This is a genomic window from Pseudomonas sp. S2_A05, from assembly GCF_054668485.1.
In genome coordinates this window covers 1,265,358-1,288,377 of sequence record NZ_CP162775.1, presented here as the reverse complement: position 1 = coordinate 1,288,377, position 23,020 = coordinate 1,265,358, and the positions used below count along the sequence as shown (strand labels likewise).

The 23,020-nt window shown below is 61.5% G+C and carries 21 protein-coding genes; 14 read left to right on the top strand and 7 right to left on the bottom strand.

The window, feature by feature from the left end:
• Positions 1–43: 43 nt before the first annotated feature.
• From AB4O12_RS05915 to AB4O12_RS05885, 7 genes are all read left to right on the top strand, one after another.
• Entirely contained in the window at positions 44–514 is a 471-nt protein-coding gene (locus AB4O12_RS05915; RefSeq protein WP_095179654.1) for an arsenate reductase ArsC, read from the top strand.
• A gap of 46 nt (positions 515–560) precedes the next feature.
• Positions 561–1,274 (top strand): arsenical resistance protein ArsH, encoded by a 714-nt coding sequence (gene arsH / locus AB4O12_RS05910; protein WP_460060769.1) that lies wholly within the window; start codon positions 561–563, stop codon positions 1,272–1,274.
• 68 nt (positions 1,275–1,342) lie between these two features.
• On the top strand, positions 1,343–2,416 hold the full coding sequence (locus AB4O12_RS05905; RefSeq protein ID WP_252887739.1) for an ArsO family NAD(P)H-dependent flavin-containing monooxygenase: 1,074 nt from the start codon (positions 1,343–1,345) through the stop codon (positions 2,414–2,416).
• A gap of 211 nt (positions 2,417–2,627) precedes the next feature.
• Positions 2,628–2,879, top strand: a complete 252-nt coding sequence (locus AB4O12_RS05900) for a hypothetical protein (protein WP_252887738.1) — start codon at positions 2,628–2,630, stop codon at positions 2,877–2,879.
• Between the two features lie 189 nt (positions 2,880–3,068).
• A complete protein-coding gene (locus AB4O12_RS05895; protein ID WP_150635626.1) occupies positions 3,069–3,893 on the top strand; it encodes an oxidoreductase in 825 nt (274 codons plus the stop codon).
• 753 nt (positions 3,894–4,646) lie between these two features.
• Positions 4,647–5,588: an AraC family transcriptional regulator gene (locus AB4O12_RS05890; RefSeq protein WP_460060765.1), complete on the top strand. Its 942-nt coding sequence runs from the start codon at positions 4,647–4,649 to the stop codon at positions 5,586–5,588.
• A gap of 119 nt (positions 5,589–5,707) precedes the next feature.
• A complete protein-coding gene (locus tag AB4O12_RS05885; protein ID WP_056784917.1) occupies positions 5,708–6,121 on the top strand; it encodes a PaaI family thioesterase in 414 nt (137 codons plus the stop codon).
• Between the two features lie 76 nt (positions 6,122–6,197).
• On the opposite strand, the gene AB4O12_RS05880 is transcribed toward AB4O12_RS05885, so the two are convergent.
• Positions 6,198–7,769 (bottom strand): GMC family oxidoreductase, encoded by a 1,572-nt coding sequence (locus AB4O12_RS05880; protein ID WP_460060762.1) that lies wholly within the window; start codon positions 7,767–7,769, stop codon positions 6,198–6,200.
• 26 nt (positions 7,770–7,795) lie between these two features.
• A complete protein-coding gene (locus tag AB4O12_RS05875; protein WP_460060760.1) occupies positions 7,796–8,569 on the bottom strand; it encodes an alpha/beta fold hydrolase in 774 nt (257 codons plus the stop codon).
• Between the two features lie 88 nt (positions 8,570–8,657).
• Between AB4O12_RS05875 and AB4O12_RS05870 the strand changes: the two genes are divergently transcribed.
• The gene (locus tag AB4O12_RS05870) at positions 8,658–10,097 is read left to right on the top strand and encodes an HD domain-containing phosphohydrolase (protein ID WP_460060757.1); all 1,440 of its coding nucleotides are present in this window, start codon (positions 8,658–8,660) and stop codon (positions 10,095–10,097) included.
• A gap of 13 nt (positions 10,098–10,110) precedes the next feature.
• On the opposite strand, the gene AB4O12_RS05865 is transcribed toward AB4O12_RS05870, so the two are convergent.
• Positions 10,111–11,019, bottom strand: a complete 909-nt coding sequence (locus AB4O12_RS05865; protein ID WP_460060754.1) for a LysR family transcriptional regulator — start codon at positions 11,017–11,019, stop codon at positions 10,111–10,113.
• Positions 11,020–11,227: 208 nt separating this feature from the next.
• On the opposite strand from AB4O12_RS05865, the gene AB4O12_RS05860 reads away from it, so the two are divergent.
• Positions 11,228–12,004, top strand: coding sequence for an SDR family oxidoreductase (locus AB4O12_RS05860; protein ID WP_460060752.1), 777 nt, complete (start codon positions 11,228–11,230; stop codon positions 12,002–12,004).
• A 48-nt stretch (positions 12,005–12,052) separates the two neighbouring features.
• On the opposite strand, the gene AB4O12_RS05855 is transcribed toward AB4O12_RS05860, so the two are convergent.
• Positions 12,053–12,946, bottom strand: coding sequence for a LysR family transcriptional regulator (locus AB4O12_RS05855; protein ID WP_252885809.1), 894 nt, complete (start codon positions 12,944–12,946; stop codon positions 12,053–12,055).
• A gap of 95 nt (positions 12,947–13,041) precedes the next feature.
• Here AB4O12_RS05855 and AB4O12_RS05850 point away from each other — a divergent pair, with 95 nt between their 5' ends.
• On the top strand, positions 13,042–14,208 hold the full coding sequence (locus AB4O12_RS05850; RefSeq protein ID WP_041480537.1) for an MFS transporter: 1,167 nt from the start codon (positions 13,042–13,044) through the stop codon (positions 14,206–14,208).
• A gap of 12 nt (positions 14,209–14,220) precedes the next feature.
• Here AB4O12_RS05850 and AB4O12_RS05845 read toward each other — a convergent pair whose 3' ends face one another.
• Complete coding sequence (locus tag AB4O12_RS05845) at positions 14,221–15,396, bottom strand: XylR family transcriptional regulator (RefSeq protein WP_016774329.1); 1,176 nt, start codon at positions 15,394–15,396, stop codon at positions 14,221–14,223.
• 283 nt (positions 15,397–15,679) lie between these two features.
• Between AB4O12_RS05845 and xylA the strand changes: the two genes are divergently transcribed.
• From xylA to AB4O12_RS05825, 4 genes are all read left to right on the top strand, one after another.
• Entirely contained in the window at positions 15,680–16,996 is a 1,317-nt protein-coding gene (gene xylA, locus AB4O12_RS05840; RefSeq protein ID WP_110599155.1) for a xylose isomerase, read from the top strand.
• A 148-nt stretch (positions 16,997–17,144) separates the two neighbouring features.
• Entirely contained in the window at positions 17,145–18,146 is a 1,002-nt protein-coding gene (xylF, locus tag AB4O12_RS05835; protein ID WP_016774327.1) for a D-xylose ABC transporter substrate-binding protein, read from the top strand.
• Positions 18,147–18,303: 157 nt separating this feature from the next.
• Complete coding sequence (gene xylG, locus AB4O12_RS05830; protein WP_056784901.1) at positions 18,304–19,860, top strand: D-xylose ABC transporter ATP-binding protein; 1,557 nt, start codon at positions 18,304–18,306, stop codon at positions 19,858–19,860.
• Positions 19,861–20,997, top strand: a complete 1,137-nt coding sequence (locus AB4O12_RS05825) for a sugar ABC transporter permease (protein WP_076563313.1) — start codon at positions 19,861–19,863, stop codon at positions 20,995–20,997.
• A 168-nt stretch (positions 20,998–21,165) separates the two neighbouring features.
• Here AB4O12_RS05825 and AB4O12_RS05820 read toward each other — a convergent pair whose 3' ends face one another.
• On the bottom strand, positions 21,166–22,248 hold the full coding sequence (locus tag AB4O12_RS05820) for an alkene reductase (protein WP_460060746.1): 1,083 nt from the start codon (positions 22,246–22,248) through the stop codon (positions 21,166–21,168).
• A gap of 28 nt (positions 22,249–22,276) precedes the next feature.
• Complete coding sequence (locus AB4O12_RS05815; protein WP_460060743.1) at positions 22,277–23,017, bottom strand: SDR family oxidoreductase; 741 nt, start codon at positions 23,015–23,017, stop codon at positions 22,277–22,279.
• Positions 23,018–23,020 lie beyond the last annotated feature (3 nt).

The window sequence follows — 23,020 nt, the reverse complement described above, 5'->3', positions numbered from 1 at the left end:
ACCCTGGCACTGCGCCTCAGTTTCTGAATCAAGGAATCGTCTGATGAAAATCTTGTTCATGTGCACCCACAACAGCTGCCGCAGCATTCTGTCCGAGGCGCTTTTCAACCATTTGGCGCCCGAGGGCGTAGACGCTGTCAGCTCAGGCAGCTTTCCCAGTGGCCGGGTGAATCAACGGGCACTGCAAACGCTGGAGGCGGCGGGTATTTCCACAGTGGGCTTGAGCAGCAAGGCTTCGGATGCTTTTGAGGGCTCGCCTCCGGACATCGTGATCACCGTCTGTGATCGGGCTGCGGGAGAAGCATGCCCGATCTTTTTCGGCCCAGCCTTGAAGGCGCATTGGGGGCTGGCCGACCCGTCTGAGGCTAGCGGGTCGGAAGCCGAGATCACCGCAGCGTTTGCAACCACACTGGCCAAAATCCAGGAACGCGTGAGTGCGTTTCTCGCACTGCCGCTCAAGACCATGAGCCCTGACCAACTGCAAGCTGAACTGAACCGCATCGGTTCGCTTTGAAGATCAACCGAGGCGCCCCCCTCCGGGTGCCGCCGCAGGAGTTCATATGCAAGAGACATTGCCAAACGTACACGCCGACCTGATCGACATTCCTACGCTGGAGCAGCTGTCTCCGCGTAATCCTTCGCCCCACAAACCTCGCATTTTGCTGCTATACGGATCGACGCGAGAGCGCTCGTTCAGTCGTCTGGTCACGCAAGAAGCGGCACGCCTGCTGAATGAGTTTGGCGCCGAAACCGGGATTTTTGATCCTGCGGGTCTGCCGCTGCCTGATGACGCACCCGACACGCATCCCAAAGTCGTGGAACTGCGCGAGCTGATGCAATGGTCCGAGGGTCAGGTGTGGTGCTCTCCTGAGCGTCACGGCTCCATGAGTGCCGTGTTCAAAGCGCAGATCGACTGGGTTCCGCTGGCGCTGGGCGCTGTACGACCTACGCAAGGCAAAACCCTCGCTGTGATGCAGGTCTGCGGCGGCTCGCAGTCATTCAACGTGGTCAATCAGTTGCGGGTACTTGGCCGCTGGATGCGGATGTTCACCATCCCGAACCAGTCTTCCGTGGCCAAGGCCTTCACAGAGTTCGATGAGGCCGGTCGCATGAAGCCTTCCGCCTACTACGATCGCCTGGTGGACGTGATGGAAGAATTGATGAAGTTCACGCTGCTCTTGCGCGATCGTCAGGATTACCTGGTCGACCGTTATTCCGAGCGCAAGGAATCCGCCGAAGAGCTGTCCAGACGAGTCAACCAGCGTTCAATTTGATACCTGTGTGCGGAAACGGTATGAGCGCACCACGATCTTTCACACGTTGAGGCCTTTGCGCCGGGAGGATGCTGGTGAGTCAGAATTCGACACTTGATGTTGTGGTCATTGGTGGTGGTCAATCCGCGCTGACAGTCGCCTATTTTTTGAAGCGCACAGGCTTGTCTTACGTGCTGCTCGATGCCGAGCCGGGACCGGGAGGCGCCTGGCGGCATGGCTGGGATTCGCTGCGACTCTTCTCGCCGTCGGCATGGAGCTCGATTGCAGGCTGGCCGATGCCGGCCATAACCGAGGGGACGCCCGGGCGGGACGATGTTGTCGAATACCTGACTCAGTACGAGCGCCGGTATGACTTCCCCATCATCCGTTCCACGCGGGTGACCGGTGTCGAGAAGATCGAAGGCGGGTTGCGCGTTATCTCAAAGGACAATTACTGGGACGCCAAAGCGGTTATCAGTGCAACAGGCACCTGGAGCCGCCCGTTCGTACCGGACTATCCCGGCCAGGCGTTGTTTGCAGGCAGGCAGCTTCATTCCGCTCATTACGTCGGGCCGAACGGGTTTGCGGGTAAAAACGTCCTTGTCGTCGGTGGCGGCAACTCCGGCGCCCAGATTTACGCCGAGGTCTCCAAAGTGGCTCAGGCAACCTGGGTCACGCAACAGGCCCCAACGTTCTTACCTGATGAGGTGGATGGACGAGTCCTGTTCGAACGCGCTACTGCTCGACTGAAGGCGCAGCAGGATGGCGTGGAGCCTCAACAGCCCGTTGGAGGGCTGGGCGACATCGTCATGGTGCCGCCGGTGAAGGAAGCTCGCGAACGCGGTGTACTGAACGCAGTACGGCCGTTCACGCGTTTTACTTCGACGGGGGTTGTGTGGTCATCGGGCATCGAGACAAAGGTGGACGCTGTCATCTGGTGCACGGGTTTTGCTCCGGCGCTCGACCACCTGAACAGCCTGGGCGTTGTAGGCCGGGATGGCAAAGTGATTGTGGACGAAAGCCGAAGCGTTGCGATGCCCGAACTGTGGCTGGTGGGTTATGGCGACTGGACGGGGCTCGCTTCTGCCACATTGATCGGCGTAACCCGCACCGCCCGGGATGTAGTCAAGCAAGTGCAAAGCTATCTCACTGGCGGAACCTGATTGCTCGCGGCGCCGTGAAGCCATAAGGTCGCTAGCCTGTAAATCATCTTCAGCGAGCAGAATCAGGCAAGTCGCCAACAGTATCCGCCTAACGCCGACACCGCCCTGCCCCCTAATCTGAACCCATGCAGAACACACCACTGCAACGGGTTAACCAGATACGGATCTGAACGACCCGGACCTCAATCTCAACTTGACCGGAGTCACCGCCATGAAAACTGTAAGCCAACTGATCGCCGTCGCCACTTTCGCCCTCAGCGCCAGCGCATTCGCCGTACCGAGCAATCAGGAAGATCGTTTCTTCACCCAGGTCAACGAACCACAGCAGACTGTTGCTGCCGATGGCTCGGAACGTACGCCGCAGGGTCAGGCCATCGCTGCCGACGGCTCAGACCGCACCCCACTGGGCGAGGCGCTCGCCGCTGATGGATCAGACCGGACCCCAGGTCGTCGCGCAGCTTAAGCGCATGATGCTGAGACAAGAAAAGTCCTGCAGGTTTGAAACCTGCAGGGCTTTTCCGTTTTTTGAGGCAAGACCTGATCGAAAACCCTACTGATAGGAACAGGCAATACTCCGATCCGATTCGGCATCGTCCGCCAGCGTTATCCGCCCTAGCATGGCCTCTCCAATTGCCTGCTGGAGTACAGATCCATGAAGACCCTTTTCATCACCGGTGTCAGCAGCGGCTTTGGCCAAGCGCTGGCCAAGGAAGCACTTGCCCAGGGCCATAAGATCATCGGCACAGTGCGCAGCGAATCAGCGCTGGCAGCCTTCGAAGCGCTGTCGCCCGAACGCGCTCATGGGGTGGTGCTGGACGTTACCGATTTCGATGCCATCGATGGGGTGGTTGCGGCAGTGGAGGATCGCCACGGCCCGGTGGACGTGCTGGTCAACAACGCAGGTTATGGCCACGAGGGGATTTTTGAAGAGTCGTCGCTGCAGGAAATGCGCCGCCAGTTCGACGTCAACGTGTTCGGCGCGGTGGCGGTGGCCAAGGCGTTCGTCCCGTATTTTCGCCAGCGCCGCGCGGGGCATGTTCTTAATATCACGTCGATGGGGGGCCATATCACCATGCCCGGGATCGCGTATTACTGCGGCAGCAAGTTTGCGCTTGAGGGCATCTCCGACACCTTGAGCAAGGAGCTTGCGCCCTTCAATATTTTTGTCACCGCTGTGGCGCCGGGGTCATTTCGCACCGACTGGGCAGGCCGCTCGATGCAACGCACGCCGCGTAGCATCAGTGACTACGACGCAAGCTTCGATCCGGTGCGCAAGGCCCGGGAGGAGAAAAGCGGCCAGCAGCTGGGCGATCCGCTGAAAGCTGCACGGGCCATGCTGACCATCATCGACAGTCCAGATCCGCCGGCTCACCTGCTATTGGGCAGTGATGCGCTGGCGCTGGTGCGTGACAAGTTGCAGCAGACGGCGGAGAGTATTGAGCAATGGGCAGCGCTTAGTCGTTCGACGGATGGCTGAAAGATCAAAAGCACCCTCACCCCAGCCCTCTCCCGGAGGGAGAGGGAGCCGATCGCGGGTGGATTCAACTCCTGAGCCTGCCTCGAAGATTTCCGCAGGGCTTATTACGCTAGAACAGCGCGGTCAGCATTCGGCGCGATATTTCAGGTCGGCAGATCCCGATCAAACACCACGGTCAGTCCCCTCTACCTCTGGGAGAGGGAGCCGATCGCGGGTGGATTCCACTCCTGAGCCTGCCTCGAAGATTTCCGCAGGGCTTATTACGCTAGAACAGCGCGGTCAGCATTCGGCGCGATATTTCAGGTCGGCAGATCCCGATCAAACACCACGGTCAGTCCCCTCTCCCTCTGGGAGAGGGAACCGATCGCGGGTAGATTCCACTCCTGAGCCTGTCTCGAAGATTTCCGCAGGGCTTATTGCGCTAGAACAGCGCGGTCAGCATTCGGCGCGATATTTCAGGTCGGCAGATCCCGATCAAACACCACGGTTAGTCCCCTTTCCCTCTGGGAGAGGGAGCCGATCGCGGGTGGATTCAACTCCTGAGCCTGCCTCGAAGATTTCCGCAGGGCTTATTGCGCTAGAACAGCGCGGTCAGCATTCGGCGCGATATTTCAGGTCGGCAGATCCCGATCAAACACCACGGTCAGTCCCCTCTCCCCTCTGGGAGAGGGCTAGGGTGAGGGCTCTGTCTGACACCCCGCCAATCAGCCAGACAGATTCAAACGCGCCTTTTCACAAGGAAACCCACAGCCCATGCCGAAACCGAAAGACCCAATCACAGCGCGCATGGTCCAGTTAATGAGCCAGCTCGCCCCGCTGGAGGGCTACAACCTGAGCCCGCTGGACGATGTACGTTTCCTGCGTTCCAACCGACCGCTGACCCGCACGCCGGTGCTGTATGAACCGGGCATCGTCATCCTCTGTCAGGGGCGTAAACGCGGTTACCTCGGCGATGAAATCTACGTCTACGACGCTCAGCACTATCTGGTGGTGTCGGTGCCGGTACCCTTCACCATGGAAACCGACGCCAGCGAAGCCGAGCCAATGCTCGCGGTGTACGTACGTCTGGATTTCGCCCTGGCTGGCGAGCTGATTCAGCAAGTGGATGAGCGGTGGGATTTCCCCACAGCGCAGCCGATGGGCATGTACGCCTCGCCTCTCGACGAACCGCTACGCCAATCGACCCTGCGCTTTCTTGAAGTGATGAGCAACGATGCCGACGCGCAAATCCTCGGCCCGGCGATGCTGCGCGAGCTTTACTACCGAATCCTCACCGGCGAACAAGGTGGCACCCTGCGCGCCGCCATTGCCCAACAAGGCCAGTTCGGCAAAGTGACCCGCGCCATCCACAAGATCCACAGTTGCTATCACCAACATCTCGACGTAGAAACCCTGGCCGAAGAAGCGCAGATGAGTGTGCCCAATTTTCATCTGCACTTTCGCAAGGTTACCGATTCCTCGCCGATGCAGTATCTGAAGTCGACGCGTTTGCACCAGGCGCGATTGCTGATGCTGCGTAACGACCTGACCGCGGCAAAATCTGCGTTTCTGGTCGGTTACGAAAGCGCCTCGCAATTCAGCCGCGACTTCAAACGCCTGTTCGGCCGCACGCCGCTTGCGGAAGTGGCGTGGATGAAACAAGCCTATGCGCTGCCGGCACCGACGAGTGCTTCGCCGTTTGTGTCGTCGCACTGATTTTCAGTGCCACGCTCCGCGCATTTATTGCAGCAAATTCCCCGTTCGCATAGTGCTTGCCCCCTCCTGCGTTTCCTCGCCCAATCATGCAGGTCAGTCGCCTGCATCAGGATGGGAACATGAACACCACGGCCATTCCCGAAGGTTTTACTCCGTTCACCCGCAGCAGTCCTTTGCTGGATCTGCTCGGCCCGATCTACGCCAGGGGTCAGGGGCTGCACTTGGAACTGGGTTTACTGACCGACTCCCGCCACGCCAATGGCCGTGGCACTTTGCATGGCGGTGTATTGGCGACACTGGCGGACGTGGGCATGGGTTACGCCATGGCCTTTTCCAGCGATCCGCCGCAGCCGTTGATCACCGCGAGCATGACCCTGGATTATCTCGGCGCGGTGCAAATCAACGAGTGGCTCGAAGTGCGTCTTGAGCACTCCAGAAAGGGCCGCCAATTGGCGTTTGCTGGCGTCAGTCTGCACGTCGGTGAGCGAACGGTTGCGCGCGCCAGTGCCGTGTTCGCCGTGCCGATGAATTGAATCGACTGACTCGACTCATCGTCCCACCCTGGACGGCAGGCCGGGATTTGCCGCCCCGCCCGCACGGCCATTACCTTCAAGGCATGGTGTTCGCCATCGTCACCCCATACGCAGCCAGAAGCATATCCGCCGCCCGCTCACCAATAACGACACACGGCGCCATCGTGTTGCCAACGGTAATGCGCGGCATGATCGAGGCATCTGCAACGCGCAGCCCGTCGATCCCGTACACGCGTAATTGGTGGTCAACCACCGACAGCGCATCGCGGCCCATTTTTGCCGTGCACGACAGGTGCCAGTAGGTCACGGCCGAATTGCGGATGAACTGTTCCATAGCGCGACGCTCTCTGGGACCGGGCACGACTTCGCGCTTGATCAGCGCATTGAAGGCCTGGCTGTTGCCGAGTGCGCGGCACAGTTCGATCGACGCATGGGCTGCGGCCATGTCCTCGGGCTCGCTCAGGGAGTTCGGCTCAATGATCGGTGCATCCAGCGGCCCAGCACCCGACAACCGCAAGCGCCCACGACTGGCCGGTCTGGCCAGCCCGGCGAACATGGTCCAGCCATGCTCCGGCGGCTCGATGGCGACCTCAGGCGGAGACGGTACCGCGAATGCCAACTGGCACTGCAACAGGTCCGGGGCTTCCAGGCGGCTGTCGCTTTTCCAGTACAAGGTGGTTTCGCATCCGCTGCCAGCGACGGCCTGGGGTTGTCGATACTCCCACGTGCAAGCGAACGCCAGATGATCCTGCAAATTCTCGCCCACACCGGGTAGATGAACGACCGGTGCGATGCCGTGTTTTCGCAGTTCATCCGCCGGGCCGATGCCCGACTGCATGAGCACTTTCGGTGATTGCACCGCGCCCATGGACAGGATGACTTCTGCTGCGGCATGAAAGCAGCGCCGCTCGCCGGCGATCAACACTTCGACACCGACGGCCCGGGTGCCGACCAGCAACACGCGGGTCACTAAGGCTCCGGTCAGCACCGTCAGATTTGGACATTGCAAGCGTGGCTGGATGTAGGCGTCATAAACCGATTCACGCTTGCCGTGTTTGATGCGCAAGTCGGTGATGGCGACCCCGCCCGGGCCTTCCATCATCTCGCCATTGGGACTGTCGAATCGGGGGATGCCCAGATCGCTGGCCGCCTCCAGCGTTGCCCACGCAAGGGGTTGAGGCGTGGCCGGCTGTTCGACATGTACCGGCCCACCTGAACCACGCCGAGTGGCGTCCGGGCTGCCTTGCCAGTTTTCGATCCTGCGGTAGTAATCGAGAACCGATGCGTAGCCCCAGGCCGGGTCGCCAGACTCGGCAGCAAAATGCTCCCAATCGGCGCGATGGCCGCGCGACCAGACCATCACGTTGATGCTCGAACCTCCACCGAGCCCCTTGCCCATGCTCAGCGGGAGCCGTCGACCGTTGAGGCGTGGATCGGATTGCCCCTCGAATGCCCAGTCGCGCGCGGAGCCGAGGTTCAGCGGCCATTGCGCCGGTTCGGTCACCTCGGGGCCTGAGTAACCTTCGCCGGCTTCAATCAGCAGAACCCGTGCGCCTGACTGATCGGCAAGCCGCGCAGCGACCACGCAGCCCGACGTGCCGGCACCACAGACAATGAAGTCATAGTCGTGATCGCTCCGAGGATTCATACGCCCGCTCACCTTCGATGCCGCGATCACTGCTCAGCAACGCCGTGCACGGCTTTGAGAATCACCGCCGCGACTTGCGCCGGCTGCGACTGCTGCGGGACATGGCTGGCGTGCACCTCTGCAAGGGTCGCACCGATGCGCTTGGCGGCAGACCGCTGGACGTCGGGATGAATCATCCGGTCTTCGGTAGCGAGCAGGTACCAGGACGGCTTGGTTTTCCAGGCCGAAGCGGTGGTTTTATCTTCGAAAGCCGAGGCCTTGATCGGCCCCTGTGTGGCGGTCATGACGGCGGTCTGCGCGGCCGGCAGATCCTGAGCGAAATCCTTGGCCATGCCTTCAGCGGTCAGATAGAGGAAGCCGTTACCGTCGGCCTTGATCTGACTGATGCCCGGCGGCGTCGGCGCGCCTTTACCCTGTTCGCCACTGGTTTGCCCGGCGTCTGGCGCGAAGGCGGCGACATACACCAGCGCGCTGACTTTCTGGTCGTTGCCGGCTTCGGTGATCACCGTGCCGCCCCAGGAGTGACCGACCAGCACCACCTTGCCCTGCTGGTTGTTCAGCGCGCGGCGCGTGGCGGCAACGTCGTCGGCCAGTGAGGTGAGCGGATTTTGCACAACGGTAACGGCCACGCCTTTGGCTTGCAGCAGTGGCACCACTTTGGCCCAGTCGGAACCGTCGGCGAAGGCGCCATGTACGATCAGCACCGAAGGCGTTGTATCCTGCGCGTGGCTTGCGCCGGCCATGAAGGTACTGGCCAGGGCAAAGGCGACGGTGGCGAATTTCGATTTGATTGTTTTCATTGGATGAGCTCCTGTTCGGGAGTTCAGAGTGTGCTGGCCGGCCTGCGATGTGGGCATCGGTCAATTATCCGACCCCGGGGCATTTTTCATGGATAGTGGCTTGCAACTGGACATCTCACTGGACGGCGCACTGGCAACCATCGCCCAGGTCGGTGACCTCAGCATGGGGCAACCGCTCGGTCACTCGCGGCGCGTTGCCGCTTTGGCGCGGATGCTCGCGCAGGCATGCCACGGCGCCGGTGAGCATCTGCAGGTTGCAGAGCAGATTGCCTTGCTGCGCTGGTCTGGGTGCACGGCCAACGCCGAAGGCTTTGCCGACCTGCTGGGTGACGACGTCGATGGTCGCCGCGCGATGCTCGATCTGACCCTGGGCAATGAGCAGATGAACGCGGTGCATCAGGCAACCCCGCTGGCCGTGGTGCACTGTGAAGTGTCCGGTGCAATCGCCAAAACCCTCCAGCTCGGAACCGCCGTCGAAGCGGGCCTGTGTCGGGTGTTCGAAACCTACGACGGCACTGGCCGACCGCTCGGCGTGGCGCATGAACATATTCCGGAGGTGGCCTATCAGGTGGTCATGGCCGGTGATCTGGATATTCTCACTCGCGCTCACGGTCTGGACGCGGCGTTGCGCTGGATCAACGAGCAGTCGGATCGGCGCTATCCAGCGTCGCTGGTGTCGTTGCTGGTGGCCAATGCCAAGGCCTGGCTGGCGGATCTGGAAACGCTTTCCACCAAAGTTGAACCCGCGCCTGAGCAGCGTCGTGTCTCGCTGACTTTGGTCGGAGACGTCATTGACTTGAAGCTGCCATGGCTGGCCGGGCATTCGCGTCAGGTCGCCCATGTCGCCGTGGAAGCTGCGCGCCTGTGGGGGCTGGGTGAGCCGGCTTTGGCAAACATTGGCAAGTCTGCACTCATTTACGGTCTCGGCCGCGCAGCCGTTTCCAATCACCTATGGAATAGCCCAGGGCCGCTGCCCTATGGGGCGGCGGAGCGAATTCGCCTGGTGCCTTACTGGACGCAACAGGCGCTCCGACCGGTACCTGAACTGGCCGCGCCCGCCGAGATAGCCACCCACGCGTATGAACGGCTCGATGGCAGCGGCTATTTTCGCGGCGTGGCCGGTGATGCACTGAATGCCGAACATCGGCTGTTCGCCACCTCGGTCGCCTGGGTAGCGTTGAGGCAAGCCCGGCCATGGCGAACAGCCCACGACGAAGCCGCAGCAGCCACGCTACTCAAACAGGATGCTGGCCGTGGTCTGTTCGACAACGATGTCTGCGAAGCGGTCATTGCCGCCGCCAGTGGCGAGCGTCGCCTGCGGCAACCCAAGCCTTCGCTGCTGACAGCGCGTGAGTGCCGCATTCTTCTGGAGATCAGCCGTGGCGCCAGCAACAAGCAAGTCGCGCAACTGTTGGCTATCAGTCCGAGCACGGTACGCACGCACATGGAAAGCATCTTTCGCAAATTGCAATGCTCGACCCGTGCAGCCGCCACTCTGAAGGGGCTGACACTGGGCTTGATCGCCTGAGCCCTGCGCCGGGTCAAGCCTGATCAGCCTGCATGGCGCGAGCAAGTTCGATGAATGCCCTGGCGGCCGCAGAGGGATTGCGGCGGTTCGGGTAGTACAGGCACAACCTGTCTCGGGGCGGGGTCCAGTCCTTGAGTACCTGCACGAACTCGCCGCTGCGGATTTCGTCACGAACGTCCTGCTCCATGAAAAAGCCCAGCCCCATATCCGCCTGCACCGCCACCTTGACCACGCTCGATTCATCCAGGGTCAGCGGCCCGTTCACATCCAGACGAATGACTTCGCCGTCGCGCTCGAAATACCAAGGGAAAATCGCCCCGTTCGGCAGTCGCACACGGATGCATCGATGCCCGGGCAGATCGGACGGCGAGCGCGGTTTGTCGTGTTGTGCAAAATACCCCGGCGAACCGACCACCGCGTACCGTTGCGGCGGCCCGACTGGCACCACAATCACATCGTTGGGCACCAGGCCTGCCGAGCGCACGCCGAAATCGAAGCCGTCAGCCACGATATCCACCAGGCGCCCTTCGGTCACAAGGTCAATGTGGACTTTCGGATGCTGCTGCAAAAACTCGATCACCAGTGGCAGCAGCGCCGAACGAGCAGCGCTGGCGAATGCGTTGATGCGCAGCGTTCCCGAGGGTCCGGCATTCTGCGATCGCACTGCATCCAGTGCGGCGCGCAAGTCGTGCAAGGCTGGCCCCACTTGCTCGAGAAACACCCTGCCCGCTTCGGTGATGGCGACGCTGCGGGTGGTGCGGTTGAACAGGCGCGATTCGAGGCGCGCTTCGAGTTGCGCAATGGTGTTGCTCAGCGCGGTGGTCGAAACGTCGAGATCAATGGCAGCCTGGCGGAACGACCCCCTGCGTGCCACCGCTATAACGGCATCCAGTTCATTAAGGGCTAAGCGATCCTGGGCCATGGATTGTCCTGTTTTCCGGGATTGGTCATTACGATTTGTCCCAGTTGAACAAACTATCTGCAGCGCAGCAAGATGACTCCAGACCATCAATCAGGAGTCAGGCAATGAACCTTCAACTTTCCAACGTCGTGCAAACGTATCTCACGGTCACCGACGAGAAAAAAATCTCCGACGCAATCCATCAATTCCTCGCGCTGGAGATCTCGCCATGCTGAATTCAGGATTGACTGGCAAGCGGGTGCTCGTCACCGGCGGCACCAAGGGAATCGGCAGAGCCGTTGTGGATTGGTTCGTAGCCGAGGGCGCGAAAGTCATCACCTCGGCTCGGCAAGTGGACGTCCAAATGCCGGGCGCACTGCTGGTTGCGGCTGATCTTTCGACACGGGAAGGTTGTGACGCACTCATCGCTGCGGTCGAACAGCAACTGGGCGGCGTCGACATAGTGATCCATGTCCTGGGTGGCTCGTCGGCCCCCGGTGGTGGTTTTGCGGCGCTGGACGAGGAACAGTGGCATCGCGAGCTCAACCTGAATCTGCTGCCGGCGGTGCGCCTTGATCGCGCCGTGCTGCCGGGCATGCTCGAGCGTCGTAATGGCGTGGTGATCCATGTCACATCCATCCAGAGTCGGCTGCCACTGCCGGAATCAACGACGGCGTACGCGGCGGCCAAGGCTGCGCTGTCAACCTACAGCAAAAGCCTGTCGAAAGAAGTGTCACCCAAGGGGGTTCGCGTCGTGCGGGTATCGCCGGGCTGGGTTGAAACCGAAGCGTCGGTGGCATTCGCCGAGCGACTCGCGCAGGAGGCAGGCACTGACTATCAAGGTGGCAAGGACATCATCATGCAGGCCCTGGGCGGTATCCCGCTCGGCCGCCCGTCGACGCCAGTTGAAGTGGCTGAGCTGATCGGGTTCCTGGCATCGCCGCGAGCAGCGTCGATCACCGGGAGTGAATTTGTGATCGACGGCGGCACCATCCCGACCATTTAGCCGCCAGTCTGCGGGTCATGGACGACCCGCAGAATCCGCACAGCACGTCTACATCCGATGCTGCTCCAGCAAAAAATCCACAAACAAGCGCACCCGCACCGGCATCGCCGCGCCGCCGACGAACACCGCATGAATCGGTTCCTCATCGCCCGGGTTAAACACTTGCAGCAGCGGGATCAGCGTGCCGCGCTGCAAGTCTTCCCTGACGGTGAACTCGCCAATCCGCGCAACGCCTGCGCCGAGTCTGGCGAACTGGGCCAGTGCTTCGCCGCTGCTGCATTCGATGTTGCCGCTGACTTTCAGCGAGAACTCCTTGCCGTCGCGGATGAACGGCCAGTTGGCTTCGGCGCGGCGGAAGTTGAAGCGCAGGCAGTTGTGCTTGAGCAGGTCTTCGGGTTGCTGAGGCGTGCCATGACGTTCCAGATAGTCGGGCGATGCCACGACCACCTGGCCGGTGTGGCCGAGCCGGCGGGCGGTCAACGGGCTGTCGGGCAGATGGCCGAAGCGTATGGCGACGTCAGCTTGGCCGGCGAGGATGTCGACGACTTCGTCGCCAAGGCTGAGGTCGACGACGATGTTCGGGTAACGGGCGGTGAAGGCTGCGACCAGCGGCACAATGGTCAGCCTTCCATGGCCAAGGGCGGCACTGACACGCAAGCGGCCCTTGGGTACGCCCTGATCGGTGATGGCCCCTTCCACTTCGTCCATGTCGGCGAGAATCCGCCGGGCACCGCGCAGGAAGGCCTCGCCCTCGGCGGTAAAAGTGAGTGCGCGGGTGGTGCGCAGCAGCAAGCGGGTACCAAGTCGTTGTTCCGCGCGGGCGATGATCCGACTGACCGCCGAAGGCGTCAGTCCCAGCGCACGCGCAGCAGCTGAGAGACTGCCCTCCTGCGCCACGGTGACGAACACGCTCATTTCCCCTGACCTGCCGTTGAAGTCCATTCGTGCCTCTTGCGCAAAGGTGATTGCCAAAATCGCCATCTACCGCCTGGAAACCATGGATCGTAGCATTGGCGGCATAGATGAGGAGACTTTCCATGCGTATCAATCCACCACTTGTTGCACTCGCTGTCGGCGCCTTTGGCATCGGCGTCACCGAGTTCGCGCCGATGGGCATGTTGCCCGGCATCGCCGCCGATCTCGGCGTTTCCATTCCCGCTGCGGGGTTGCTGGTCAGTGCCTACGCCTTGGGCGTGCTGCTCGGCGCGCCGCTGATGACCCTGACCACTGGCAAGATCCCCCGGCGCTATCTGCTGATCGGGCTGATGGCGATTTTCACCCTGGGTAACCTGATGTCGGCGCTGGCCACCGATTACTCCAGCCTGATGGTCGCCCGAGTGATCACCTCGCTCAATCACGGCGCATTCTTCGGAGTGGGCTCTGTGGTCGCCGCCAGCGTGGTCGCGCCGGAAAAACGCGCCGGCGCAGTCGCGGCGATGTTCATGGGCCTGACCCTGGCGACCATTGGCGGTGTGCCGCTGGCAGCCTGGTTCGGTGAGCTGTTCGGCTGGCGCACGGCGTTCTGGGGCATTACCGGCCTCGGTGTGCTGACCATGATCGCCTTGTGGTTCGCCCTGCCCAATCTGAAAGCAGAGCAAGGCGCGGGTGCGCTGGCAGAAATACGGGTATTGGGCCGCGGTCCGGTGTTGGCCGCGCTGGCCCTGACCGTGGTCGGCTCAAGTGCGATGTTCACCGTATTCACCTACATCGCGCCGATCCTCAGCAGCGAGACCCATGCCTCCGCCGCGTTCATCACCGCCATGCTGGTGTTGTTCGGAATCGGTTTGACGCTGGGCAACATGTGGGGTGGCAAGGCTGCCGACCGTTCGATCGACCGCACCCTGATCGTGTCGCTGAGCGCATTGATTGTGGTGTTGCTGGCGTTCACGGTGCTGATGCGCTGGCCGCTGCCGGCCGCCGTGGCCATTCTGATCTGGGGTATCGCCAGTTTCGCCCTGGTGCCACCGCTGCAAATGCGCGTGATGGAAGCGGCCAAGGACGCGCCGAATCTGGCTTCGGCGGTGAACATCGGTGCCTTCAATTTCGGCAACGCGATCGGCGCGGCGCTGGGTGGCGCGGTGATCAATGCCGGGCTGGGTTATCCGGCGATTTCCCTGGCCGGCGCGGCGATGGCTGGTCTGGGGTTGCTGATGGTGCTGACGTTCGCCTGGCGCTCCAGAGCCAGTGCCGCTGCGCTGGCGTAAGTCTTCGCAGCGCTACGCCCCGCCCTGCTGATACTCGCGGGGCGTGCAGCCGAACTCGCGACGGAACACCGTGTGCAGGTACTGCGCCGATTTGAAGCCGCAGGCCTGGGCAATGTCGGCAATCGCAGCATCGGTGTTCTTCAAACCGCTGGTAGCCGCCGCCAGTTTGAAACGCAGAATCTCGTCATGCACGCTGCAACCGCGCTCGGCGCGGAAATGCGCTTCCAGCGATGAGCGCGACACGCCGACATACGCCGCCACTTGCGCGGTCTTGATGCCCTGACAGGCATATTGGCGGATGAACAGCAGCGCTTGCATGACGTAGGGATTGCCCAGCGGTTGGTGCAGGCTCGACACCTGCACATTGACCGCATCAGGCGGAATCAGGATTTGCGTGCCGGTGGACGGCATGCCGTGGAGCATCTGGTGCAGCAATTGCGCAGCGGTGCGGCCCATGGTTTCGGTGCCCTGAATCACCGAACTCAGCGGTACACGCGTCAGGCTGCGGGTCAGCGGGTCGTTGTCGATGCCGATCAGCGCGACCTGCTCCGGCACGGCAATGCCGGCGGTCAGGCAGGCTTGCAGCAACTGCCGAGCGCGGGCGTCGCTAACGGCGATGATGCCGATCGGTTTGGGCAGGCTGTGCAGCCAGGCTATCAGTTGCTCGACGGCACTGTCCCACAGCGGCGCGCTGGTGCCCATGCCGCGATAGATCTCGGCATGCAGGCCGTCGCGCTGCATCAGTTTGCGAAAGGCTTTCTCCCGCTCCTGCGCCCAGCGATTGGCCTGCGCCTCCGGCAGACTAAAACAGGCGAAGCGCTGCAACCCCGCCTCGACCAGATGCGAATAAGCCAGAGTGATCAGTGCGTTGTTATCAGTGGCAACGTAGGGGATCGCTTTCGGATAGGCGCGCGCATCCTCGTAAGAACCGCCGACCGCCACCACCGGCAAATGAATGTCGGCCAGCGCCTCGCCAATCAGCGGATCGTCGAAGTCGGCAATGATGCCGTCACCCTGCCAGCGCTCGATGCCTTTCAAGCGGCAGAGAAAGTCCTCTTCCAGAAACAGGTCCCAGGAAGCGCGGGTGCTGCTCAGGTAGTTGCCGATGCCGCTGATGATTCCACGGTCGTAGATCTTGCTGCCGTTGAACAACAGGGCGATGCGGTGCACGGGCGGTAGGCTTTTCATTCAGTATCCGGATTTTGCGTCAAGCCATTCGCGAGCAGGCTGGCTCCCACACGGTTTTGTGAACGACACGAATCAAATGTGGGAGCGAGCCTGCTCGCGAAAGCGGCCTCAAATTGTTTTTGTTCCGGGCGCCATGTCACGGCGACGATGGACACAGACTAGGCCTGCGCGCGCTGAAGCTCAATACGCAAAATCGCACTCACGGTTGAGGCTTTTCATAATCAGCGGGCACGGGGGCGTTGCTAGTATCGAGACACCGCCAAGAACAACAAGGACAAGGTCCATGCAGTATTTCCCCAATATCGAGCCGGTTCGCTACGAAGGCCCGAACAGTGATTCGCCCCTCGCTTTTCGTCACTACGATGCCGACAAACTGATCCTCGGCAAACCCATGCGCGAACACCTGCGCATGGCCGCCTGCTACTGGCACACCTTTGTCTGGCCGGGCTCCGATGTGTTCGGTGCCGGCACCTTCAAACGCCCCTGGCAACGCAGTGGCGAACCGATGGAACTGGCCATCGGCAAGGCTCAAGCCGCATTCGAGTTCTTCAGCAAACTGGGCATCGATTACTACTGCTTTCACGACACGGACGTCGCCCCCGAAGGCAATTCGCTGAAGGAGTACCGCGAACACTTCGCGCAAATGGTCGACCGCCTCGAACAGCATCAGGAACAAAGCGGCATCAAGTTGCTCTGGGGCACCGCCAACTGCTTCAGCAATCCGCGTTTTGCCGCCGGTGCGGCGAGCAATCCCGATCCGGAAGTGTTCGCCTGCGCCGCCGCGCAAGTGTTCAGCGCAATGAACGCCACCCATCGGCTCAAGGGTTCCAACTACGTGCTATGGGGCGGTCGCGAAGGCTACGAAACCCTGCTCAACACCGATCTGAAACGTGAGCGCGAACAACTCGGGCGCTTCATGCGCATGGTGGTCGAGCACAAGCACAAGATCGGTTTCACCGGCGACCTGCTGATCGAACCCAAGCCGCAGGAGCCGACCAAGCACCAATACGATTACGACAGCGCCACGGTGTTCGGCTTCCTCCAGCAGTACGGTCTGGAGAAGGAAATCAAGGTCAACATCGAGGCCAACCACGCGACCCTGGCCGGCCACAGCTTTCATCACGAAATTGCCACGGCTGCCTCGCTGGGGATTTTCGGCAGCATCGACGCCAACCGTGGCGATCCGCAGAACGGCTGGGACACCGACCAGTTCCCCAACAGCGTCGAAGAAATGACCTTGGCGACCTATGAAATCCTCAAGGCCGGCGGTTTCAAGAATGGCGGTTTCAACTTCGACTCCAAGGTGCGCCGGCAGAGCCTCGACGAGATCGACCTGTTCCACGGTCATGTTGGCGCCATGGACGTCCTCGCCCTGTCGCTGGAACGCGCCGCTGCGATGGTTGAGAACGATCAATTGCAAGTGCTCAAGGATCAACGCTACGCCGGCTGGCGTCAGCCGTTCGGGCAAGCGGTGATGGCGGGCGACTTCAATCTTGAGTCTCTGGCCGAGCACGCGTTCACCAACGAGCTGAACCCGCAAGCCGTCAGCGGCCGCCAGGAAATGCTCGAAAACATCGTCAACCGTTACCTGTATCGCTGATCGCCAAGGGAGGCTGCCGACGCAACGACGCTGTGACAATTGCACGACAATTCTGTACCTGCTGCGTCGGCAGATTCTCTACAGTTCTACCCAGCCCGATTCATCGTCAGGCCGTGTCTTTCCAACAAAAATAAAAGGACGCACCACCATGAAGAACTTGAAACGTACGCTGTTGGCCAGTGCCCTGGCGTTGTTGGCCCTGCCGGTAATGGCCGACGCCACCCACCCGAAAATCGGTTTCTCCATTGACGATCTGCGTCTGGAACGCTGGTCGCGCGATCGCGATTACTTCGTCGCGGCGGCGGAAAAAATGGACGCCAAAGTCTTCGTGCAATCGGCGGACGCCAACGAGCAGAAGCAGATTTCGCAGATCGAAAACCTTATCTCTCGCGGCGTCGATGTGATCGTCATCGTGCCGTTCAACGCGACAGTGCTGACCAACGCCGTGGCCGAGGCGAAGAAAGCCGGGATCAAAGTGGTGTCTTACGACCGGCTGATTCTCAACGCCGATGTCGACGCCTATATCTCCTTCGATAACGAAAAGGTCGGTGAGATGCAGGCCGGCGGCGTGCTGAAAGCGGCGCCCAAGGGCAATTACTTCTTGCTGGGTGGCGCGCCCACCGACAACAACGCCAAGATCCTCCGTGAAGGCCAGATGAAGGTGCTGCAACCCGCCATCGACAAGGGCGATATCAAGATCGTCGGCCAGCAGTGGGTCAAGGAATGGAACCCGACCGAAGCGCTGAGCATCGTCGAAAACGCCCTGACCCGTAACAACAATAAAATCGACGGCATCGTCGCCTCCAACGACGCCACCGCTGGCGGCGCCATCCAGGCATTGGCCGCGCAGCAACTGGCCGGCAAGGTGCCGATTTCCGGTCAGGACGCTGACCTCGCAGCGGTCAAACGCGTAATCGCCGGCACGCAAACCATGACCGTGTACAAACCGCTGAAACTCATTGCGTCCGAAGCGGCGAAGCTCTCGGTGCAACTGGCACGCAACGAAAAACCGGCCTACACCTCGCAGTACGACAACGGCAGCAAAAAGGTCGACACCATCCTGCTCACGCCAACGCCGTTGACCAAGGACAACATCGACTTGCTCGAACAGGACGGCTTCTACACCAAGGCGCAGATTGCCGGGCAGTGATCCGGTCGTAAATCTTGATCAGACCTGTGGGAGCGAGCCTGCTCGCGAAAGCGGAGTGTCAGTCAGTCAAGCTCTGGCTGAAAAGGCCCCTTCGCGAGCAGGCTCGCTCCCACACAGGTTCAGTGGTGTTTGAGTCCCTGGTATACGAGCCTTTTCCATGTCCGACTATCTGCTGCAAATGAACGGCATCGTCAAAACCTTCGGCGGTGTCAAAGCGCTCAACGGCATCGACATCAAAGTCCGGCCCGGTGAATGCGTGGGCCTGTGCGGCGAGAATGGCGCCGGCAAGTCGACGCTGATGAAGATCCTCTCGGCGGTCTATCCCTATGGCACCTGGGACGGTGAAATCCTCTGGGACGGGCAACCGCTCCGGGCGCAATCGATCAGCGAAACCGAAGCCGCCGGCATCGTCATCATCCATCAGGAACTGACGTTGGTTCCCGACCTGTCGGTGGCGGAAAACATCTTCATGGGCCATGAGTTGACGCTGCCCGGCGGGCGCATGAACTACCCGGCGATGATCCACCGCGCCGAAGCCTTGATGCGTGAATTGAAAGTGCCGGACATGAATGTTTCGCTGCCGGTTTCGCAGTACGGCGGCGGCTACCAGCAACTGGTGGAAATCGCCAAGGCCCTGAACAAACAGGCGCGCCTGCTGATCCTCGACGAACCCTCCTCGGCCCTGAGCCGCTCGGAAATCGAAGTGCTGCTGGACATCATCCGCGACCTCAAAGCCAAGGGCGTCGCCTGCGTCTACATCTCGCACAAGCTCGATGAAGTCGCCGCCGTGTGCGACACGATTTCAGTGATCCGCGACGGCAAACACATCGCCACCACCGCCATGGCCGACATGGACATTCCACAGATCATCACGCAGATGGTCGGCCGCGAAATGAGCAACCTCTACCCCAGCGAGCCGCACGAGATTGGCGAGGTGATTTTCGAGGCGCGCCACATCACTTGCTACGACGTCGACAACCCCAAGCGCAAACGGGTCGACGACATTTCCTTCAGCCTCAAGCGCGGCGAGATTCTCGGCATTGCCGGGCTGGTCGGAGCCGGCCGCACCGAACTGGTCACCGCATTGTTCGGCGCTTACCCCGGCCGCCACGAGGGCGAAGTCTGGCTGGACGGCCAGCCGATCGACACGCGCACGCCGCTCAAAGCGATCCGCGCCGGCCTGTGCCTGGTGCCCGAAGATCGCAAGCGCCAGGGCATCATTCCGGATCTCGGTGTCGGTCAGAACATCACCCTCGCCGTGCTCGAGAGCTATTCGAAAATGACCCGCATCGATGCCGAAGCCGAGCTGGGCTGCATCGACCGGGAAATCTCCCGTCTGCATCTGAAAACCGCAAGTCCGTCCCTGCCGATCACCAGCCTGTCGGGCGGTAACCAGCAGAAAGCCGTGCTGGCGAAAATGCTGCTGGCCAAACCGCGCGTGCTGATTCTCGACGAGCCGACCCGAGGCGTGGACGTCGGCGCCAAGTACGAGATCTACAAATTGATGGGCGCGCTGGCCGCCGAAGGCGTGTCGATCATCATGGTTTCGTCGGAACTGGCCGAAGTGCTCGGCGTCTCCGACCGCGTGCTGGTGATCGGCGAAGGCCAGTTGCGCGGCGATTTCGTCAACCATGAGCTGACCCAGGAACAGGTACTCGCCGCCGCCCTCAGCCAGCCGGGCAGCCATAACAATAATGATCGGAAAACCGCGTAAATGAATCAGGTCAAACAACTGTTCACCCGCTACAAGATGCTCGCGCTGGTATTTGCCGTGGTGCTGATCTGGCTGTTCTTCAGCTGGCAGACCGAGGGCGGCTTCCTCACCCCGCGCAACCTTTCCAACCTGCTGCGGCAGATGTCGATTACCGGAATTCTGGCCTGCGGCATGGTGCTGGTGATCATCAGCGGCGAGATCGATTTGTCGGTGGGTTCATTGCTCGGCCTGCTCGGCGGCCTCGCGGCGATACTCGACGTGGTCTATCACATTCCGCTGCTGGCGAATCTCAGTCTGGTTGCCCTGTGCGGTCTGGTCATCGGGCTTGCCAACGGCTACATGGCGGCGTACTTGCGCATCCCCTCATTCATTGTCGGCCTCGGTGGCATGTTGGCGTTTCGCGGGATTTTGCTGGGGATCACCGGCGGCACCACCATCGCCCCGGTATCGCCGGAGCTGGTCTACGTCGGCCAGGGTTATCTGCCCCACGCGATCGGCACCGGCCTGGGTGTGCTGCTGTTTGTGCTGACGGTGTTCCTGACCTGGAAACAACGACGCAATCGCGCCCTGCATGGCCTGGCGGCGCATTCGCTGGTACGTGATGTTGTGCGCGTGCTGGTGATCGGCGCGGTGCTGGCCGGCTTCGTCCAGACCCTCAACAGCTATGACGGCATTCCGGTGCCGGTGCTGCTGTTGCTGATTCTGCTCGGCGTGTTCAGCTACGTCACCAGCCAGACCGTGTTCGGCCGCCGGGTCTATTCGGTCGGCAGCAACATGGAAGCGACGCGCCTGTCGGGCATCAATGTGCAAGCGGTCAAGCTGTGGATCTTCGGCATCATGGGCGTGATGTGCGCCCTCGCCGGCGTGGTCAACACCGCACGCCTCGCCGCCGGCTCACCGTCCGCCGGCAGCATGGGCGAACTCGACGCCATCGCCGCCTGCTTCATCGGCGGCACCTCCATGCGCGGCGGCTCCGGCACCGTCTACGGCGCCCTCCTCGGCGCACTGGTGATCACCAGCCTGGATAACGGCATGTCGATGCTCGACGTCGACAGTTACTGGCAGATGATCGTCAAGGGCAGCATTCTGGTGCTGGCGGTCTGGGTGGATGTGAGCACGCGCACGGCGCGGCGTTGAAACGTTGCAGGTGAGTTGGTAAAACGCAAATGAGGCCTGATCACAGGCCTCACTTTTTCCTATCAACGGCGTGAACCGTCTCTTGCGACTGGCTTAAGCGTGCTTTTCCGGGTTCTGGCCAGCCCGTCAGGGCATCCACTGCCACGGCGGCTGGCACCGACGCTACATTCAAACGCCATCCACCGCCGGATAATCCCCATACCCTTCCCAACCCTGGCTGAACCAAGTGCTCATTTCGCTTTCCGCCAATGGCAACTGCCGAGCGAATCTCAGCGGCAGATCCGGATTGGCTATAAACGGCCGTCCAAACGCAATCGCATCGGCGAGCCCGGCATCCAGTTGCGCTTGTGCCCTGGCGAAACCGTAGTCCGAATTGAGGATCAGCACGCCTTTGAACACGTCGCGAATCATCCCGGCCAGTGGCGGGCGTTCGGACTTGCCGAAGGTGCCGTCCAGCGGTGGTTCGCGGACTTCCAGATGAGCGATGCCAATCGCTGACAGCACTTCGGCGGCGCGGATGAACAGCGCTTCGGGATCGCTGTCGCGGATGCCCTGCTCGTAGCTGCTTGGAGTCAAGCGCACGCCAGTGCGGTCGGCGCCGATGACTTCGGCCACCGCCTCGGTCACTTCCTTGAGCAAGCGGATACGGTTGTTGATCGAGCCGCCGTACGCATCGGTGCGAAAATTGTCGCTGTCGCGCAGGAACTGGTCGAGCAGATAGCCGTTGGCGGCGTGGATCTGCACGCCATCGAAACCCGCCTCGATTGCGTTGCGAGTGGCCTGACGAAAGTCTTCCAGCAGTTCGGGAATTTCTTCCAGCGGCAACGCACGCGCCGGTGTATACGGCTGCTTGCCGGCGTACGTATGCGCCTGTCCCGGCGCGGTGGTGACCGATGCGGAAACCGGCTGGCCGCCGCCAAGGAAACTCGGGTGCACGACCCGGCCCATGTGCCAGAGCTGCGCGATGATCCGGCCGCCAGCGCCATGCACGGCATCGGTGACCTTGCGCCAGCCGGCGACCTGTTCGGCCGACCAAATGCCTGTCGCATACGGCCAGCCCAGACCTTGCTGGCTGATGCCGATCGCTTCGGAAATGATCAGGCCGGCACTGGCGCGCTGGCGGTAATACTCGACCATCATCTCGGTCGGGACGTGCTCGCGAGTGCCGCGCGCGCGGGTCATCGGTGCCATCAGGATGCGGTTGGGCAAATCGAGCGCGCCGAGGCGCACGGAATCAAATAACGATGTCATGTTCAGGCTCTCAAAAAGGTGGGCAGGATCAAACCAGGCGTGCGCCGCCGTCGATGTTGAGCACGGCGCCGTTCATGAAGGTGTTGCTCATCAGGAAAACCACTGCCGCGCCCGCTTCTGCAGCTGTGCCGAGGCGATGCAGGGGCAGCACCTGCTCAAGAGAAGCGACAAATGCATCCCGCCCCTCGCCCAGTGCCTTGCCCAGAATCGGGGTGTTGATCGGGCCGGGCGAAAGCGTGTTGACTCGCACCGGTGCCAACTCAAGGGCCAGACCGCGAGCCAGTGCTTCCATGGCTGCCGAGGCGGCGGCGAGTACGGCGGTGCCGTAGGCATTCGGGCGATCAGCGAGAGAACCGGAGATAAACGTGATCGAGCCGTCTTTTGCCAGCCTGTCGCCAAGGACCCGAATCGCATTGATCGATGCCCAGATGCGTTCGTCGAACGCGCGGTGCAGATAATCGAGATCAGCCGCGCGCACGGTGCTAGCGACAAACGTGCCGGCGAGCAGAACGAGGTGATCGACCTGAAGGATATCGGCCAGTGCAGTATCGAGAGCCTGGCTATCGGTCACGTCGGCCGCGCGCCAGCCATCGAGCCCGTGCTCGCTGGCGGCCTGCTCGGCACGTGCAGCGTTCGAGCCGATGACGATGACCTTGGCGCCAGCGGCTTTCGCTTGCACCGCAGCGGCCAGGCCGATGCCGGAGGTGCCGCCGAAAATGACCACGGTTTTGTCGGTGAGTGTGGAAGGCAGGGTTTGGCTGATGTTCATGCT

What these genes read in the sequence shown, in the direction of transcription:
- AB4O12_RS05915 (WP_095179654.1), top strand. Translation starts at nt 44, where the DNA reads ATGAAAATCTTGTTCATGTGCACCCACAACAGCTGCCGCAGCATTCTG.
- arsH (WP_460060769.1), top strand. Translation starts at nt 561, where the DNA reads ATGCAAGAGACATTGCCAAACGTACACGCCGACCTGATCGACATTCCT.
- AB4O12_RS05905 (WP_252887739.1), top strand. Translation starts at nt 1,343, where the DNA reads ATGCTGGTGAGTCAGAATTCGACACTTGATGTTGTGGTCATTGGTGGT.
- AB4O12_RS05900 (WP_252887738.1), top strand. Translation starts at nt 2,628, where the DNA reads ATGAAAACTGTAAGCCAACTGATCGCCGTCGCCACTTTCGCCCTCAGC.
- AB4O12_RS05895 (WP_150635626.1), top strand. Translation starts at nt 3,069, where the DNA reads ATGAAGACCCTTTTCATCACCGGTGTCAGCAGCGGCTTTGGCCAAGCG.
- AB4O12_RS05890 (WP_460060765.1), top strand. Translation starts at nt 4,647, where the DNA reads ATGCCGAAACCGAAAGACCCAATCACAGCGCGCATGGTCCAGTTAATG.
- AB4O12_RS05885 (WP_056784917.1), top strand. Translation starts at nt 5,708, where the DNA reads ATGAACACCACGGCCATTCCCGAAGGTTTTACTCCGTTCACCCGCAGC.
- AB4O12_RS05880 (WP_460060762.1), bottom strand. Translation starts at nt 7,769, where the DNA reads ATGAATCCTCGGAGCGATCACGACTATGACTTCATTGTCTGTGGTGCC.
- AB4O12_RS05875 (WP_460060760.1), bottom strand. Translation starts at nt 8,569, where the DNA reads ATGAAAACAATCAAATCGAAATTCGCCACCGTCGCCTTTGCCCTGGCC.
- AB4O12_RS05870 (WP_460060757.1), top strand. Translation starts at nt 8,658, where the DNA reads ATGGATAGTGGCTTGCAACTGGACATCTCACTGGACGGCGCACTGGCA.
- AB4O12_RS05865 (WP_460060754.1), bottom strand. Translation starts at nt 11,019, where the DNA reads ATGGCCCAGGATCGCTTAGCCCTTAATGAACTGGATGCCGTTATAGCG.
- AB4O12_RS05860 (WP_460060752.1), top strand. Translation starts at nt 11,228, where the DNA reads ATGCTGAATTCAGGATTGACTGGCAAGCGGGTGCTCGTCACCGGCGGC.
- AB4O12_RS05855 (WP_252885809.1), bottom strand. Translation starts at nt 12,946, where the DNA reads ATGGACTTCAACGGCAGGTCAGGGGAAATGAGCGTGTTCGTCACCGTG.
- AB4O12_RS05850 (WP_041480537.1), top strand. Translation starts at nt 13,042, where the DNA reads ATGCGTATCAATCCACCACTTGTTGCACTCGCTGTCGGCGCCTTTGGC.
- AB4O12_RS05845 (WP_016774329.1), bottom strand. Translation starts at nt 15,396, where the DNA reads ATGAAAAGCCTACCGCCCGTGCACCGCATCGCCCTGTTGTTCAACGGC.
- xylA (WP_110599155.1), top strand. Translation starts at nt 15,680, where the DNA reads ATGCAGTATTTCCCCAATATCGAGCCGGTTCGCTACGAAGGCCCGAAC.
- xylF (WP_016774327.1), top strand. Translation starts at nt 17,145, where the DNA reads ATGAAGAACTTGAAACGTACGCTGTTGGCCAGTGCCCTGGCGTTGTTG.
- xylG (WP_056784901.1), top strand. Translation starts at nt 18,304, where the DNA reads ATGTCCGACTATCTGCTGCAAATGAACGGCATCGTCAAAACCTTCGGC.
- AB4O12_RS05825 (WP_076563313.1), top strand. Translation starts at nt 19,861, where the DNA reads ATGAATCAGGTCAAACAACTGTTCACCCGCTACAAGATGCTCGCGCTG.
- AB4O12_RS05820 (WP_460060746.1), bottom strand. Translation starts at nt 22,248, where the DNA reads ATGACATCGTTATTTGATTCCGTGCGCCTCGGCGCGCTCGATTTGCCC.
- AB4O12_RS05815 (WP_460060743.1), bottom strand. Translation starts at nt 23,017, where the DNA reads ATGAACATCAGCCAAACCCTGCCTTCCACACTCACCGACAAAACCGTG.